Source organism: Bradyrhizobium sp. LMTR 3 (assembly GCF_001693485.1).
Classification (GTDB): domain Bacteria; phylum Pseudomonadota; class Alphaproteobacteria; order Rhizobiales; family Xanthobacteraceae; genus Bradyrhizobium.
The window spans coordinates 79,876-95,111 of the sequence record NZ_MAXC01000004.1; the positions used below are offsets into that span (position 1 = coordinate 79,876).

16 protein-coding genes are annotated in these 15,236 nt (G+C 63.3%); 9 read left to right on the forward strand and 7 right to left on the reverse strand.

Going from position 1 to position 15,236, the window contains the following annotated elements; translation table 11 throughout:
• Positions 1-729 precede the first annotated feature (729 nt).
• The gene (locus tag LMTR3_RS04625) at positions 730-1,095 is read right to left on the reverse strand and encodes a nuclear transport factor 2 family protein (protein ID WP_065743912.1); all 366 of its coding nucleotides are present in this window, start codon (positions 1,093-1,095) and stop codon (positions 730-732) included.
• 254 nt (positions 1,096-1,349) lie between these two features.
• Here LMTR3_RS04625 and LMTR3_RS04630 point away from each other — a divergent pair, with 254 nt between their 5' ends.
• Positions 1,350-2,501 (forward strand): alpha/beta fold hydrolase, encoded by a 1,152-nt coding sequence (locus tag LMTR3_RS04630; RefSeq protein ID WP_502686601.1) that lies wholly within the window; start codon positions 1,350-1,352, stop codon positions 2,499-2,501.
• Positions 2,502-2,571: 70 nt separating this feature from the next.
• On the opposite strand, the gene LMTR3_RS04635 is transcribed toward LMTR3_RS04630, so the two are convergent.
• Positions 2,572-2,922 (reverse strand): RidA family protein, encoded by a 351-nt coding sequence (locus tag LMTR3_RS04635; RefSeq protein WP_065743913.1) that lies wholly within the window; start codon positions 2,920-2,922, stop codon positions 2,572-2,574.
• Positions 2,923-3,043: 121 nt separating this feature from the next.
• A complete protein-coding gene (locus LMTR3_RS04640; protein WP_065743914.1) occupies positions 3,044-4,702 on the reverse strand; it encodes an FAD-binding dehydrogenase in 1,659 nt (552 codons plus the stop codon).
• Positions 4,703-4,987: 285 nt separating this feature from the next.
• Between LMTR3_RS04640 and LMTR3_RS04645 the strand changes: the two genes are divergently transcribed.
• From LMTR3_RS04645 to LMTR3_RS04670, 6 genes are all read left to right on the forward strand, one after another.
• On the forward strand, positions 4,988-5,458 hold the full coding sequence (locus LMTR3_RS04645; RefSeq protein WP_065743915.1) for a hypothetical protein: 471 nt from the start codon (positions 4,988-4,990) through the stop codon (positions 5,456-5,458).
• Positions 5,459-5,714: 256 nt separating this feature from the next.
• A complete protein-coding gene (locus LMTR3_RS04650; protein WP_245319756.1) occupies positions 5,715-5,879 on the forward strand; it encodes a hypothetical protein in 165 nt (54 codons plus the stop codon).
• Between the two features lie 23 nt (positions 5,880-5,902).
• Positions 5,903-6,493 carry an SCO family protein gene (locus LMTR3_RS04655; protein ID WP_065743916.1) on the forward strand — a complete coding sequence of 197 codons (591 nt, stop codon included), beginning with the start codon at positions 5,903-5,905 and terminating at the stop codon, positions 6,491-6,493.
• 90 nt (positions 6,494-6,583) lie between these two features.
• Positions 6,584-7,501, forward strand: coding sequence for a transporter substrate-binding domain-containing protein (locus LMTR3_RS04660; RefSeq protein WP_065744042.1), 918 nt, complete (start codon positions 6,584-6,586; stop codon positions 7,499-7,501).
• A gap of 150 nt (positions 7,502-7,651) precedes the next feature.
• Positions 7,652-9,298: a lysine--tRNA ligase gene (locus tag LMTR3_RS04665; protein WP_065743917.1), complete on the forward strand. Its 1,647-nt coding sequence runs from the start codon at positions 7,652-7,654 to the stop codon at positions 9,296-9,298.
• 195 nt (positions 9,299-9,493) lie between these two features.
• Positions 9,494-10,276, forward strand: a complete 783-nt coding sequence (locus LMTR3_RS04670; RefSeq protein WP_065743918.1) for a class II aldolase/adducin family protein — start codon at positions 9,494-9,496, stop codon at positions 10,274-10,276.
• A gap of 205 nt (positions 10,277-10,481) precedes the next feature.
• Here the strand turns inward: LMTR3_RS04670 and LMTR3_RS04675 are convergent, their stop codons facing one another.
• On the reverse strand, positions 10,482-11,132 hold the full coding sequence (locus tag LMTR3_RS04675) for a S24 family peptidase (RefSeq protein WP_210184675.1): 651 nt from the start codon (positions 11,130-11,132) through the stop codon (positions 10,482-10,484).
• A gap of 185 nt (positions 11,133-11,317) precedes the next feature.
• Here LMTR3_RS04675 and LMTR3_RS04680 point away from each other — a divergent pair, with 185 nt between their 5' ends.
• Positions 11,318-11,662: a DUF952 domain-containing protein gene (locus tag LMTR3_RS04680; RefSeq protein WP_065743919.1), complete on the forward strand. Its 345-nt coding sequence runs from the start codon at positions 11,318-11,320 to the stop codon at positions 11,660-11,662.
• Positions 11,659-12,756, forward strand: a complete 1,098-nt coding sequence (locus tag LMTR3_RS04685; protein WP_065743920.1) for a quinone-dependent dihydroorotate dehydrogenase — start codon at positions 11,659-11,661, stop codon at positions 12,754-12,756. Before LMTR3_RS04680 ends, LMTR3_RS04685 begins: the two co-directional genes overlap by 4 nt.
• Positions 12,757-12,818: 62 nt before the next feature.
• Here LMTR3_RS04685 and LMTR3_RS04690 read toward each other — a convergent pair whose 3' ends face one another.
• From LMTR3_RS04690 to LMTR3_RS04700, 3 genes are read right to left on the reverse strand one after another with little or no spacing between them, the layout of a single operon-like run.
• Positions 12,819-14,141: an MATE family efflux transporter gene (locus tag LMTR3_RS04690; protein WP_065743921.1), complete on the reverse strand. Its 1,323-nt coding sequence runs from the start codon at positions 14,139-14,141 to the stop codon at positions 12,819-12,821.
• 2 nt (positions 14,142-14,143) lie between these two features.
• Positions 14,144-14,878: an MBL fold metallo-hydrolase gene (locus tag LMTR3_RS04695; RefSeq protein ID WP_065743922.1), complete on the reverse strand. Its 735-nt coding sequence runs from the start codon at positions 14,876-14,878 to the stop codon at positions 14,144-14,146.
• A 24-nt stretch (positions 14,879-14,902) separates the two neighbouring features.
• Positions 14,903-15,205, reverse strand: coding sequence for a DUF6460 domain-containing protein (locus tag LMTR3_RS04700; protein WP_057846243.1), 303 nt, complete (start codon positions 15,203-15,205; stop codon positions 14,903-14,905).
• Positions 15,206-15,236 lie beyond the last annotated feature (31 nt).

Here is a 15,236-nt window from a genome sequence, read left to right on the forward strand (position 1 = left end):
GCAGAACGTTTTGCTCCGAGCAAGCTATTTTTCAGCCGCCCGTAGGGTGGGCAAAGGCGCTCTTCGCGCCGTGCCCACCATCTATCATCGAACTCGCTTCGTGATGGTGGGCACGCTTGCGCTTTGCCCACCCTACGCTGACTGATTTGCCTCGCGTGCAAGCGCAATCACGATGCACTGCTGCGGCAAATCAACACGACGGGCAAATCACTTCTGATTTTCAGAAATCGTGTCAAGCCCAAGAAACAGAAAGAATCAAAAATATTCCGCTTAACATGACGGGCAAATCATCGGCATAACTCCGCCCGTCTCGCCCATTGAGGGGCGCTCGCGATCGTCACGAACGTGCGGTGAGATGCGATGGACGCGGAATGCGCAAGACGTAGGCGCCTGACGCGTACGGCGAAGTCGTGTGGTTCGGGCGCCGCGGTGCTGGCGCTAAGCTGCGTGAAACTATTTGCGCAGCGACGGAGGCAAAAGAGCCGTTCTCCGGGGAGAGCACGAAGTAAGCCGTAAAGCCATTGCGCAGGGAAGGCCGGGATGCTCCCGCTGTACCTGTATGCTCGTGTGCGCTTTTGCTATGCGCACTTGCACACGAGACCGCGGGTGCAGCCAGCACCCGGTCTTCCCTGCGCCCTCTATTTGGAGAGGGCGGGAAGTTGAGAGCAAAGCTCGGACGCCATGCGTCGCGAGAACGCGTACGCACACTCCGTTGTCGGTTGCTCAGGACTAAGCCCCCGCCGGCACCTGATCGAGGAAGCCGGTGATGCTGCGGATGCGGCCGTCGCTGAGGACTGCGAAATCCGTACCCTTGATCGGGCTGTCGCCGCCGTCAGGGCCGAGGCCCCAGGAGAAGCGGACGTGGTCGCCAAAGCCATTGGGCTCGCCGATCAGCCTGAACCTGAAATCCGGAAACTTTTGCTGCACGCCCGCGATCAGCGCGTCCACGCCGTCATGGCCGTTGCCCGACATCAGCGGGTCGATGTACCGGGCATCGCTGGTCCAGTTCTGGCTGAGAATTTCGCGGCGGCGGCTTGGCGTCCGCTCGTTCCACAGATCGATGTAGCTGCGGGCGATCTTGTTGATGTCGGTCATCGTGCTCTCCTTCGTTCCGGCCGAATGGGCCGGCTGGCCGACTATCGAGAAATCCGACGCGCCAATCGATTACCTCAGAGGTCAAGGATTTCGATTTTGGCAATCAAGCATCTTGCGGATGCGGTGCTGACCTATTTCCGCCGATCGATCGATCGATCGATCGGGCTAGGGCCGGCGCCGGATCTGGCGTAAAAGCATGCGACCTCGGCTCTTGCCGTCCTCATCGTGGTGGGACGATCAATCGGGGAACGGGTGTGGCAGAGAAACCCAAGATACCGGAGACGCCGGAGCAGCATGCGGGCGCCGATTGGGCGCAGCAGGTGTGGCTGTGGCCGCTGGAGGCCACGCGATTGGCGCTCGACAGCTACGCGCAATGGTTCGCTGATCCCAAGCCCGCGCCTTCCAATGCGCCGGAGCAGATGCCGCTGGCCTGGACCACGCCAAATGTCGTGGCGCTGCAACTTCCGTCGATGCGGCTGCGGGCGTTTTCGCGAGGCAATGCGGGGCAGCCGGTGCTCGTTTGCGCGCCCTATGCGCTGCACGGCGCACTGGTCGCGGACTTCGCGCCTGACCATAGTCTGGTAGGGGCGCTGCAACGAGACGGCATGAACCGCATCTATGTCACGGACTGGCGCTCGGCCACGCCGGAAATGCGCCATCTGTCGATCGACAATTATCTTGCCGAACTCAATGTGGCGATCGACGAGATCGGCGCGCCGGTCGATCTTGTCGGCCTGTGCCAGGGCGGGTGGCTGTCGCTGGTCTACGCCGCTCGTTTCCCCGGCAAGGTGCGGCGGCTGGTGCTCGCCGGTGCACCGGTCGATGTATCCGCGCCGTCAGAACTCTCGAAGATGGTGGCCGCACTTCCGCAGGCAGCTTTCGAGCAGATGGTGCAGCAGGGAGGAGGAATCATGAACGGCGAGCACATGCTGCGGTTCTGGAACACGCCGTTCAGCCAGCATGACGTCGAAGCCGTGCTGCAAAGGAATCTTCGCGACGGATCGGACGAGGCGCGCATGCTGCTGGACCGTTTCAAGCGCTGGGATCGCGAGGCACTGGATCTGCCGGGAGCATATTATCTCGAGGTGACCGGCCGGGTTTTTCGCGAGAACCAGATCGCTGAAGGGCGTTTCGTCGCGCTCGGCCGCAGGATCGATCCTGCCGAGGTGCGCGTGCCGGTCTTCCTGCTGGCGGGAGAGAACGACATCGTCGTCCCGCCCGATCAGGCGTTCGCAACCGCACGGCTTTTGGGCACGCCGCCGGCATGGCTGGAACGGGCCTCCGAGCCATGCGGTCATCTCAGCCTTTTCATGGGGCGCAGCGCCTTGCGCCATTCCTGGCACCGGATCGCCCGGTGGCTTCAGGCCGATATCGGCGATGTCACGGGCGCACGGATCAGCGCGTGAGAGGCAGATGAAAATGCCCCGGATTGCGCCTGCAATCCGGGGCAGCAAGACGGTTGGCGGCTGGCTGACGTTACTTCGCCGCGACGACCATGATCTCGACGTTGTACTGCGGGGCGGCGAGCTTGGCCTCGACGGTGGCGCGCGCCGGGGTGTTGCCGGCCGAGACCCAGCCGTCCCACACCGCGTTCATCTCGGGAAAGGTCTTCATGTCGGTGATGTAGATCGTGGCCGACAAGAGCTTCGACTTGTCGGTGCCGGCCTTGGCGAGATGGCCGTCGATGATCGAGAGAATGTCCTCGGTCTGCTCGGTCACGCTCTTGCCGGCGGCCTTGCCGGCAACGACGCCGGCGAGATAGACGGTGTTGCCGTGGACGACGGCCTGGCTCATGCGAGGTCCGGTTTCGAAGCGCTGGATGGTCATATTGTTCTCCTGATAGGGGGCGGCGGTTACTTAGCGCGCTCGTGTCCCATGCGCCACTGCGTTATTTGCATTGAGCTTGGAGCCGCCATGCCGGGACAAGCTTGCCCATCATGGCGAGAAATCAGGAAGCCGCCTTTGCCGCCGCGCGTCCCGCATTCCTCCCCGAGAACAGGCAGCCGCCGAGGAAGGTGCCTTCCAGCGAGCGGTAGCCATGCATGCCGCCGCCACCGAATCCGGCGGCTTCGCCGGCGGCGTACAGGCCCCTGATGATCTCGCCGTTGGTGCCGAACACGCGCGAGTCGAGATCGGTTTCGAAACCGCCCAGCGTCTTGCGCGTCAATATGTTGAGCTTGACCGCGATCAGCGGGCCGTGTTCGGGGTCGAGAATCCGATGCGGCTTTGCGGTGCGGATCAATTTGTCGCCGATATAGCGGCGCGCATTGTGCAGGTTCATCACCTGCGCGTCCTTGACATAGGGGTTGATGATCTCGCGGTCGCGCGCCTCGATCTGCGCCTTGATGTGATCGAGCTTGAGCAGGTCGCTGCCGGCGAGCGCGTTCATCGCACTGACGAGGTCGCCGAGATTGTCGCGCACGATGAAATCGGCGCCGTTCTGCTTGAACGCTTCCACCGGCGCCGGCGCCCCCTTGTTGGTGGCGCGCTTGATCGTCATGCGCCAGCTCTTGCCCGTGAGATCGGGATTCTGCTCGGAGCCGGAGAGCGCGAACTCCTTTTTGATGATGCTCTGGGTCAGGATGAACCAGGAGTAATCGTAGCCGGTCGACATGATGTATTGCAGTTGGCCGAGCGTGTCGGAGCCCGGGAAGAGCGGCGCGGGCAGGCGCTTGCCGGTGGCGTCGAACCACATCGAGGAGGGACCGGGCAGGATACGGATGCCGTGGCGCGGCCAGATCGGGTTCCAGTTCCGGATGCCCTCGACATAGTGCCACATCCGGTCGCGGTTGATCAGCCGCGCGCCGGCCGCCTCGGTAATGCCGATCATACGGCCGTCGACATGTTCGGGGACGCCGGAGATCATGAACGTCGGCGGCGCGCCCAGCCGCTTCGGCCAGTTCTGCCGGACCATGTCGTGATTGCCGCCGATGCCGCCGGAAGCGACGATCACGGCCTGCGCACGCAGCGTGAAATCGCCGATCACCTGGCGCGAGGAGCTCTTGCCGCGCTCGACGCTGTCGGGTTCGAGCACCGAGCCGCCGACTCCTTCGACCGCGCCGTTCGTCATCATGAGTGTGTCGACGCGGTGGCGGAACTTGAACGTCAACCGGCCGTTTTTTTGCGCTTCGCGCGCGCGGCGCTCGAACGGCTCGACGATGCCGGGGCCGGTGCCCCAGGTGACGTGAAAGCGCGGCACCGAATTGCCGTGGCCCATCGCGTCATAGCCGCCGCGCTCGGCCCAGCCGACCACCGGAAAAATACGGTGACCCATCGCGCGCAGCCAGTCGCGCTTCTCGCCGGCCGCGAACGCAACATACGCTTCCGCCCATCGCTTCGGCCAATGGTCGTCGTCGCGGTCGAAGCCCGCGGTGCCCATCCAATCCTGCAATGCGAGATCAAACGAATCCTTAATGCCGAGCCGGCGTTGTTCGGGAGAGTCGACCAGAAACAATCCGCCGAACGACCAAAAGGCTTGTCCGCCAAGGCTTTGTTCGCCTTCCTGGTCGACGACAATGACGCGCTTGCCGGCATCTGCGATCTCCGTCGCCGCGACCAGCCCCGCCAAGCCGCCGCCGACCACAATTACGTCTGCATCGTCAGCCATCGTTTCCTCTCCCGTGCCGTTTTTGATTCAAGCCCGCGTCCTCGCGCGCGGTCAACGGCAATCGGACTCTTGTCTGTGACTGCATCGCTGCGGCAAAGGATTGCTTGTTCCAGTTTGGGACCTCTGCGCGCGGAGGGTGCAGCGGCCAAGCAACACTTGATTTGAATTTGTTTTGACTAGCTGTGTCTGCCTAGACAAAATCACGATCTCAAACGACGCTACGCCACGTCTTGCATCACGAAGACGATCAGATTCGGTTTCGACATTTTGGATTTGGGGCGGGATATGAAGCTGGTGACGGGGTTGCTTGCCGCGGTGCTGCTGCTGGCGGGGGTAGGGGCGAGCCAGGCGGTGGTGCGGATAGCCGACGATCGCGGCGGCCGGATCGGCACCTATGTCGACAGATACCAGGGCCTGCGCACCTCGGGCGAAACCGTGATCATCGACGGCCTGTGCGCCTCGGCCTGCACCATCGTACTCGGCGCGGTTCCCCATGACCGGATCTGCGTCACCTCGCACGCCAATCTCGGCTTCCATGCCGCCTGGGATTTCGGCGCCAACGGCCGTGCCATCACCAACCCCGAAGCAACACAGATGCTGTATTCGATGTATCCGCCGCCGGTACGGAGGTGGATCGCGGCGCGCGGTGGTCTGACCCAGCGCATGCTCTTCCTGCGCGGCAAGCAGCTTCAGGCGATGTACAGGCCCTGCTACCTCGACGCCCAGGCGTCCTCGAACAAGCCCGCTTCGCGCTGAACCGAACGGGCGTTTCGCCAAAGAAGTAACGCGGTGGCCGGACCTGCCGCCTTCGCTAAAGCTTCGGCGGCCGAGCGCATTCTTGGCCCGGCGAAGCGTTCGCGGAGACGGGTCCCGGCCATTTTGCTTTTTGTGCACCTCTCGCCCGACCTGCCCTCCGCATGACGTGATGTCGGGCGCGGCCATTCCGCTTGCCTGCTCAGGGAACTGGCCCTATCTGAACCCCATGGTTCAGCCGATTTCCACGCAAGTCCGAATGATGGCGGCGGCCCCGCGGCAGAGCAGGGTCGCGTCCGTGATCGTCTGGAGCGCTGCCGGCCTCGGTGCGGCGGCCGTGCTCGGCGCGGCTGCATTGTGGTTCCATTACGGCACCACGGTGTTTTTCGAAATGATCGCCGCCGGCATCTCGGCCTGCTTCTGACCGGGCAATAAGGAATTCCTGACATGGACCGGACCATTCGCCCGCTGGTGATTATCGCTGCCTTCGCCGCGAGCCTCGCGGTCGGGCTGACGATCATGCTGTGGGCAATGGGCGGCTTGCGAACCGTCACGGCGCCGGCCGCGATCGGCGGACCGTTTCAACTGACCGACCAGGCCGGCCAGACCGTCACCGAGCAGAATTTAAAAGGCAAGCCGACACTGATTTTCTTCGGCTTCACCCATTGCCCAGATGTCTGCCCGACCTCGCTGTTCGAGATATCGGAAGTGCTGAAAGCAATGGGCAGTGATGCCGATCGCGTCAACGCCTGGTTCGTCTCCGTCGATCCCGAGCGCGACACGACGGCCGCGATGAAGGACTATCTCTCCAGCTTCGACCCGCATTTGAAGGGGCTGACCGGCAATCCGGAGGCGATCGCAAAGGTGCTCTCGGCCTACCGGGTCTATGCAAAAAAAGTCCCGCTCAAGGACGGCGACTACACCATGGATCACACCGCGCTGATCTATCTGATGGATCGCGATGGCAATTTCGTAGCGCCCTTCAACCTGAAACGGACGCCCGAGGAAGCTGCCAAGGATTTGAAGCGCTATCTCTGAGCGGCAAGCCGGCCAAAGGGCGAAAACGGCCTCGCTTCGCGGGCCGGATGGTCTATAAGGCCGTGAAATTCCGCAAAGCCATTGCCGAAGATGCCATATCTTAACGTCCAGTTAACCAATGCAAGACTGCATCGAACCGTCAGCGCGTGGCTGGTCGGGTTGTCGATCGCGTCAGCATTGACGGTTCTCGGCGGCAATGCGGCGCAGGCGCAAACCCAACCCCGCACCGCCGTCGAGGCGGCCCCGCAGGCGGTGCCCGGCTTCTGGGACCCGCGGCGGCGCCCGGACCGGCCCGACATGTCGCGCCTCACGGTGATCCGGTTCCTGACCGAGACCGATTACCCGCCGTTCAACTTTACCGGTCCCGACGGCAATCCCGCCGGCTTCAACGTCGATCTGGCGCGCGCGCTGTGCGACGAGATCAAGATTTCCTGTACCATCCAGATGCGCCGGTTCGAGACGCTGGTCGATGCCATCACCAGCAACCGCGGCGACGCCATTATCGCTTCCATGGCTGTGACGCCGGCCCTGCGCGCAAGGCTCGACTTCACCGATCCCTATTACCGCGCGCCGGCGCGCTTCGTGTCGCGGCGCGATGCCGTGATGCCGGAGATCCGTCCGGAATACCTCGAAGGCAAGAAGGTCGGCGTCATCGCCGGTACTTCGCACGAAGCCTATCTGAAGGCGATGTTCACCGACGCCGAGATCAAGTCCTACCCGAACGACGATGCGTTGCGGCTGGCGCTCAGGCGGAGCGAGGTCGACTTCATCTTCGGCGATGCGATCTCGCTGGCGTTCTGGATCAACGGCACCGATTCCGCCGAATGCTGCGCCTTTTCCGGCGGGCCCTTCGTCGAGAGCCGCTATTTCGGCGAAGGCATCGGGATTGCGGTGCGCAAGGGCAATGATCTGCTGCGGACGTCGCTGAACTGGGCGCTGTTCCGGATCTGGGAAAAAGGCCGCTTCACCGATCTGTGGCTGCGGTATTTTTCGATCAGTCCGTTTTGACGCGTAGTCATTCCGGGGCGCGAAGCGAACCCGGAATCTCGAGATTCCGGGTCTGGTGCTTACGCACCATCCCGGAATGACGGCTTTGCCGTCATTTTGCATTTTGCCGCGGAGGCGCTAGTTTCCGCGGCCTCTGGAGAGAACCTTTAAATGTCCGTCATCGACCTTGCCGCCAGCCCGAGCGATTTGCGCGCGCTCGCCGAACAATCCAACGCCTGGCCGTTCGAGCAGGCCAAGGCCATTGTCGCGCGGCTGAAGAAGAACCCGAAGGACGAGGTACTGTTCGAGACCGGCTACGGTCCCTCGGGCCTGCCGCATATCGGCACCTTCGGCGAGGTCGCGCGCACCACCATGGTCCGCCACGCCTTTCGCGTGCTGACCGAGGACAAGATCAAGACCCGGCTGCTCGCGTTCTCCGACGACATGGACGGCCTGCGCAAGGTGCCGGACAATGTGCCGAAAAAGGAGCTGCTGGAAGAGCATCTAGGCAAGCCTTTGACTCAGGTGCCCGATCCCTTTGGTGAATATCCGAGCTTCGGCGCGCACAACAATGCGCGGCTGCGCAAGTTTCTCGATACTTTCGGCTTTGACTATGAGTTCGCGAGCTCGACCAACTATTATAAGTCTGGCAAGTTCGATGAGACGCTGTTGCGGATGCTGGAGCGTCTCGACGCCGTCATGAAGATCATGTTGCCGTCGCTTCGCGAGGAGCGCGCCGCGAGCTACTCGCCGTTCCTCCCGATCTGCCCGCGTACCGGTGTGGTTCTGCAGGTTCCGATTGTGGACCACGACGTTAAGAACGGCACGGTTTCCTACATTGATCCTGGAACGATTGCAGGCGAGCGCGTCACGGTCCCCGTCACCGGCGGGCATTGCAAGCTGCAATGGAAGCCGGACTGGGCGATGCGCTGGTTCGCCCTTGGCGTCGACTACGAAATGGCCGGCAAGGACCTGATAGACTCCGTGAAGTTGTCGGGCAAGATCTGCTCGGCGCTCGGCGGCACGCCGCCGGAGGGCTTCAATTACGAGCTGTTCCTCGACGAAAAGGGCCAGAAGATTTCGAAGTCGAAGGGCAACGGGCTCACCATCGACGAATGGCTGCGTTACGCCTCGCCGGAATCGCTGTCGCTGTTCATGTACCGCGAGCCGAAGGCGGCGAAGCGGCTCTATTTCGACGTGATCCCGCGCAACGTCGACGACTACCAGCAATTCCTCGACGGCTTCACGCGGCAGGATGCCAAGCAGCAGCTCGTCAATCCGGTCTGGCACATCCATTCCGGCAAGCCGCCGAAGGCGGATATGCCTGTCACCTTCCAGCTTCTGCTGACCTTGGTGTCGTCGTCGAATGCGGAGAACGCCGAAACGCTGTGGGGTTTTATCGGCCGCTATCGTCCGGGCGTCACGCCGCAGACGCACCCGAAGCTGGACGCGATGGTTGGCTACGCCATCAACTACTATCGCGACTTCGTGGCGCCGACCAAGAAGTTCCGCGAGCCGACCGACAGCGAGCGCGCCGCGCTGCAGGATCTGCGCGACGCGCTGTCGCAATTGCCGGCGGGGTCGAGCGCCGAGGACATCCAGAACGTGGTCTATGAGATCGGCCGCCGCGAACCGTTCCTCGATCAGGTGAAAAAGGGCAAGGACGGCCGGCCCGGTGTCTCCCTCGACTGGTTCAACATGCTCTATCAGGTGCTGCTCGGCCAGGAGAAGGGCCCGCGGTTCGGCTCGTTCGTCGCGGTGTACGGCATTGGGAATGCGGTGAATATGATCGACGGCGCGCTCGCAAGGAGTGCGTAGCTGTCTCGGTCGTCCCTGCTCAAGGCCGGGACGACACCGGAGGGCTTGGCTGCTGCCGCGGTCCCGCAAACCGGGATGGCAGGTCCGCTGCAATTTCAGCCATGGCGGCGCCGGATTGCGCTACACTACTGTACATAACAGCCGTCAAAGCCTCCGCCGAGGGGCCAGCAAACAAGCGCATTAGGGAGAAAGCTCATGCAGTTCAGGGTTTCGCCGAAGTCGCTCAGCGAGTACAGCGCCGAGGAATGGCAGGCGCGGGTCGATCTCGCGGCCGCGCACCGGCTGGCCTTCGTCCAGGGATTTTCCGAAGGCATCTTCAACCATCTGACCTTCGTGGTGCCAGGCAAGAGCGACCGCTATTACCAGATCCCGTTCGGCACGCACTGGTCCGAGGTTGCCGCGTCCTGCTTCATGGAAGTCGGCATCGATGACGGCGAGGTTAAAAGCGGCGAAGGCGAGGTGGAGCGGTCCTGCTATTGCATCCATGCGCCGATCCACAAGGCGCTGCCGCAGGCGAAGGCGGTGTTTCATACCCATATGCCGCACGCCAGCGCGCTGACGCGGCTCGAAGACCCCCGCATCAAGGAGATCGGCCAGACCGAGGTCGGACTGTCGGGCGCCATTGCCTATGACGACGAGTACACCGGTCCGGCGCTCGACCCAGCCGAAGGCGCGCGGCTTGCAAAAGTGATCGGCGACAAGACCGTGCTGTTCATGGCCAATCACGGCATCTCCACCGTCGGTGCCACCATCGCCGAAGCCTACGACAAGCTCTACTATGTCGAGCGTGCCGCGCAGGTGCAGATCTACGCGATGTGGACCGGCCAGAAGCTGAAGCAGTTGCCGGAGCAGGTCGTCGAGAAGACCCGGCGCGATTACATGGACGATCATCTCTACAAGGGCCCGACGCCTGCGCAGCGGCATTTCGATGCGCTGAAGCGAATGTTGGATCGGAAAGAGCCTGACTACGCGACGTAGGGCGTTTTCCCTTCTCCCCTTGTGGGAGAAGGTGGATCGCTGACGCGCAGCGGCAGCGAGACGGATGAGGGGTCTGTCTCCGCGGATGCAACCCCTCATCCGCCTTGCCTTCGGCAAGGCACCTTCTCCCACAAGGGGAGAAGGGAAGCGGAGCGGAGCTCGATCATCCAACCGCCCGGACAGCACGTCCGGCACGACACCGCCCCTACTGACTCGCCCACACGATCCTGGCGATCCAGGCGACGTCCTCGGCCTCAAGCGTGCGATCGGCATGCGCTGGATTGAGCGACTGCAGTTCCAGGGTCTTGGTGGTCCGGCGCTTCAATTCCTTGACCATCAGTTCGCCGTCTGACGTCTTGAGCACCACGCGGTCGCCGCGCCGGATCGGCGTGCCCGGCGACACCACGATGATATCGCCGTCGCGATAGATCGGCTTCATCGCGTCGCCCGAGATTTCCAGCGCGTAGGCATGCTCGTCCGTGGTCGACGGCAGCGCCATCTCGCCCCAGCCCTTGCCGGCAGGAAAGCCGGAATCGTCGAAATGGCCGCCGCCGGCTTGCGCCAGGGCGAGCAGCGGCACCGACTGCTGGCTGCGCGCGCCGTCCCCGATCAATTGCACGAAGGTCTCGATCGACGAATTGGTCGCGGCCAGCGCTTTGGAAACGGATTCCGTTGACGGCCAGCGTTCGCGGCCGTCGGCGGCTGTCCGCTTGGATTTGTTGAACGTGGTGGGATCGAGGCCGGCGCGCTTGGCAAGACCCGAGGGTGACATGCCGGCACGTTCCGCCAGCCGGTCGAGCGCGGTCCAGATCTGGCTGTGGGTCAAAATGCGTTGCGTCTTGGCCTGTCTGGCCATCGAAAATCCCTGAAGCGATCTAGGAATTATTGCCTCATTTGGCTGGTTCGCGCAATTCTTCCGGCCGAAGTCTGTGACCGCAGCGCTTGAGTTAGGCGCGAGCCGCCTTTACGGTCGGCCGCCAACCCGGCCATTTCCGGGAAAATCCCAAGAGACTCAACGACAAGCAGGAAGTCCGGAAAGCCGTGCCCACGATCTATAAAATCACTCCCGCCTCGGCTTGGCGCGAGGCCGAACGGCGGGGCGTCTACCGGGGAAGTAGCGACGATCTGCGCGACGGCTTCATTCATTTTTCGACCGCGTCCCAGGTCGCCGAGACCGCGCGCAAACATTATTTCGGCCAGACCGGACTGTTCCTGGTCGCGGTCGACGCCGACGCGCTGGGGGATGCGTTGCGCTGGGAGCGTTCGCGCAACGACGAACTGTTTCCGCATCTCTACGGCGAACTCGATCTCGGCGCGGTGACCGGCATTCTCGACATGCGCGCGCGGTCCGATGGCACGCACGACATTCCGGAGCTACTCCCGTGATCCGCGCTTTCGACGCCTTCTCGCTGCCGCTGTTGCGCTGGTTCGATCCGGAGGACGCGCATCGCATGGCGATCCAGGGCCTGCGGCTACTGCCGTCGGTCAAGCCGCGCGCCGACGACCACAAACTGGCGGTACGCGCCTTCGGCCTGAATTTTCCCAATCCGATCGGCATGGCCGCGGGCTTCGACAAGAGCGCGGAAGTGCCCGACGCGCTGTTGCGGCTCGGTTTCGGCTTTGTCGAGATCGGCACGGTGACCCCGAAGCCGCAGGGCGGCAATCCGCGGCCGCGGCTGTTTCGGCTCGAGCGGGATGAAGCCGTGATCAACCGCATGGGCTTCAACAATGACGGCGCCGAAGCCGCATTGCGCCGGCTGGCGGCGCGCGCCCACCATGGCGGCATTATCGGCGTCAATGTCGGGGCGAACAAGGATTCGTCCGACCGTGTGGCCGATTATGTCAAGCTGATCGAGACCTTTGCACCGGTCGCGAGCTATTTCACCGTCAACGTCTCCTCGCCGAACACGCCGGGCCTGCGCAATTTGCAGCAAGCGGCTGCGCTCGACGAACTGCTCGCCAAGGTGATCGATGCGCGTGAACGGGTGCGGAAGAATGCCGGAGATTCGCCGGTGCTGCTGAAGATCGCGCCCGATCTCAGCCTCGCCGAACTCGACGACGTCGTGCACATCGCGCGCTCGCGCCGCGTCGACGGCATGATCGTAGCCAACACCACGCTGGCGCGCCCTTCGATCCTGCGCGAGCAGGCCCGTGCGAAGGAGCAGGGCGGACTGTCCGGACGACCGCTGTTTCGACTGTCGACCCGCATGGTGGCGGAGACCTATGTCCGCACCGAGGGCGCGTTTCCGTTGATCGGCGTCGGCGGCATCGATTCCGGCGGCGCGGCGCTGACCAAAATCCGCGCCGGCGCCAGCCTGATCCAGATCTATTCGTCGCTGGTCTACAAGGGACTTGGTCTCGTCGACGACATCAAAAACGATCTCGCCTCGACCTTGCTGCGCACGGGGCGTGATTCGCTGTCGGAGATCGTCGGTGCGGATGCAGCGACGATCACGGCCGAGGACTGGCCGGTGAGGTGATCTCGTGCCCCGGATGGCTGAACGCGCTGATGGCGCCGCACCGCGTCCGGGACACGAACAGTCTAATCAAACGACTTCCTCAGCAGTGCCGGATACCGCAGCGCCTCTAGCCCACCGCGCGCGGCGTAATGGACCAGTAGCGCGCCCCACAGTCCGGCATTGCCAAACGAGCGCAGCGCAAACCACGCGGTGAGGAAGATCACGAGCGAAGCCACCATCAGATTGCGCATGTCGCGCGCCCAGGTGGCGCCGATGTAGATGCCATCAAAGGCAAAGGCGAACACGCCGAGCAACGGCGCAAAAATCACGAACGGCAAGTAGTCGCGCGCGATGCGCCGCACCTCCGCGCTTGCCGTCATCATGTCGACAAACGCAGGCCCGAACAGCAGGAAGCAGGCGGCGACCGCGAGCGCGAAGCCAAAGCCCCACATCACGACGAGCTTGACGGCGCCTGCGAAGGCCGCCTTGTCGCGCGCGCCATAGGCCCGGCCGCAGAGCTGCTCGGCGGCGTTGGCGAGGCCATCGAGGAAAAAGGCGCCGAACAGCAGAAAATTGTTGAGCACGGCATTGGCGGCGAGCGTTACGTCGCCGGCACGCGCGCCCTGTGCGGTGAAGAACAAAAACGCCGCGATCAGCGACGCGGTGCGGATCATGATGTCGCGGTTGACCGAGAGCATCGGCATCAGCTTGGCGGGATCGAACAGCATCGCACGGGAAACCGCGAGTTGCCCTTTCGAAAGCCGGCGGGCGATCAGCAATCCGAGGGTCAGGCCTGCGGCTTCCGCGATCAGCGCGGCGATTGCAGCGCCGGCAATTCCGAAGTCGAGCGCCAGCACCAGCACGACGGTTGCCGCCACGTTGATGAGATTGATCGTGATCTGCGTGCCGAGCGCCAGCTTGGCCCGGGCCTGTCCGACCAGCCATCCCAGCACCACATAATTGCCGAGCGCCAGCGGCGCCGACCAGATCCGGATCGCGAAGTACGTCTTTGCCGCGTGCGTAACGCTGTCGCTGCCGCCCATCACGCCCAGCAGAATAGTTGCCAACGGTATCTGCAGAGCGATCAGCACCGCGCCGACCAGTGCCGCGACGATCAGCCCGCGGGCCAGGATGGCGCGCAGTTCCGACGTCTCGCCGGCGCCGAGCGATTGTGCCGTAAAGGCGACCGTGCTCATGCGCAGGAATCCGAACAGCCAGAACATGCAGTCGAACAGTACCGAGGCCAAGGCCACGCCGCCGAGCAGCGTGGCGTCGCCGAGCCGGCCGATCGCGGTGGTCGAGACGATTCCGATCAGCGGCGTGGTCAGGTTTGCAACCATCGCCGGACCCGCGATGGCAAACACCTGTGCCGTCGTGACTTTCGATGGAGCCAGGGGCGAATGCATGCCTAGAGCTCGACAACCATGCCGTCATGGGCAGCAGTATAGGGCAGTTCGCCCAGCCGCCCGAGCATGTCGTCGCTCATATGCGTCAGCACCAGCCGTTTCGGGTTGATCTCGGGCAGATGCGCTGCGAGCGTTTTCAGGCTCAGATGGTTCTTGATGATCTTGTCAAAGTAATATGCCTCGGCGACGAACAGGTCGGCGTCGCGCCCCGCCGGGATCAGCGTCTCGGTCCACTCGGTGTCGGCGCTGTAGGCGATGACGCGGCCCTCCGCCTCGACGCGATAAGCCAGGAATGGCCCACCGGATTCGCCATGAACGACCGGATAGGGCGTGACCTTGACGTCGCCGAATGTGCGGCTTTGCTCCGGTTCAAGCGCGACAACCGAGAGATCAAAACGCTGCTTTGTCTTCGATGAATGCTCGAACAGCGCTTCCATCAGGCTGGCGAGTTTCGTCTCGATCCCATGCGGGCCGGCAATGACGAGCGGGCGCGAACGTCGCGTGAACTGCGCGTCCAGCAGCAGGAACGGCAGGCCGCCAAAATGATCGCCGTGGAAATGCGTGATCAGGATCAGATCGATCTCGTCGCGCGCAATGCCGAGCCGCTTCAGCGCCGGCAGCGACGACGCGCCGCAATCGATCAGGAAATTGACGTTGGCGCCCGTGACATGGAAGCAGGTGTTGTACCTGCCACCAGAGCCGAGCGCATCGCCGCAGCCGACAAATCGCAATTGCATCGGCTGCCACCGCTCAACGAGTAACTATCGCCCGCGCGGGGCGCCGAACAGCCGCGACAGCAGCCAGATCGGGACCACGATCACAGCGCCGAGCAGGAAGTAGCGCCACAGCCAGTTGACGGCGTCGAAGCCGAGATCCCACAGCCGCTGAAACAGCATGCGGATGCTGTGCAGGATATTCCAGGGATCGAACCCGATCGCGGCGAGCACCACGCCGACCAGGATCGACAACAGGATCAGCCGAAACGCCACCGACAGCGGCGAGCCGCCGAGAAAGCGATACAGGCCGTCATGGCTGGCCGGCAGGTCTCTGACGTCGTTGGGCATCGATTTCTCCTCGCGGGTCGTGCGCATTATA

Bases quoted from the DNA above. Each gene is read 5' to 3' on its own strand.
- LMTR3_RS04625 (WP_065743912.1), bottom strand. From the start codon at position 1,095: ATGACCGACATCAACAAGATCGCCCGCAGCTACATCGATCTGTGGAAC.
- LMTR3_RS04635 (WP_065743913.1), bottom strand. From the start codon at position 2,922: ATGACCATCCAGCGCTTCGAAACCGGACCTCGCATGAGCCAGGCCGTC.
- LMTR3_RS04640 (WP_065743914.1), bottom strand. From the start codon at position 4,702: ATGGCTGACGATGCAGACGTAATTGTGGTCGGCGGCGGCTTGGCGGGG.
- LMTR3_RS04645 (WP_065743915.1), top strand. From the start codon at position 4,988: ATGAAGCTGGTGACGGGGTTGCTTGCCGCGGTGCTGCTGCTGGCGGGG.
- LMTR3_RS04650 (WP_245319756.1), top strand. From the start codon at position 5,715: ATGATGGCGGCGGCCCCGCGGCAGAGCAGGGTCGCGTCCGTGATCGTC.
- LMTR3_RS04655 (WP_065743916.1), top strand. From the start codon at position 5,903: ATGGACCGGACCATTCGCCCGCTGGTGATTATCGCTGCCTTCGCCGCG.
- LMTR3_RS04660 (WP_065744042.1), top strand. From the start codon at position 6,584: ATGCCATATCTTAACGTCCAGTTAACCAATGCAAGACTGCATCGAACC.
- LMTR3_RS04665 (WP_065743917.1), top strand. From the start codon at position 7,652: ATGTCCGTCATCGACCTTGCCGCCAGCCCGAGCGATTTGCGCGCGCTC.
- LMTR3_RS04670 (WP_065743918.1), top strand. From the start codon at position 9,494: ATGCAGTTCAGGGTTTCGCCGAAGTCGCTCAGCGAGTACAGCGCCGAG.
- LMTR3_RS04675 (WP_210184675.1), bottom strand. From the start codon at position 11,132: ATGGCCAGACAGGCCAAGACGCAACGCATTTTGACCCACAGCCAGATC.
- LMTR3_RS04690 (WP_065743921.1), bottom strand. From the start codon at position 14,141: ATGCATTCGCCCCTGGCTCCATCGAAAGTCACGACGGCACAGGTGTTT.
- LMTR3_RS04695 (WP_065743922.1), bottom strand. From the start codon at position 14,878: ATGCAATTGCGATTTGTCGGCTGCGGCGATGCGCTCGGCTCTGGTGGC.
- LMTR3_RS04700 (WP_057846243.1), bottom strand. From the start codon at position 15,205: ATGCCCAACGACGTCAGAGACCTGCCGGCCAGCCATGACGGCCTGTAT.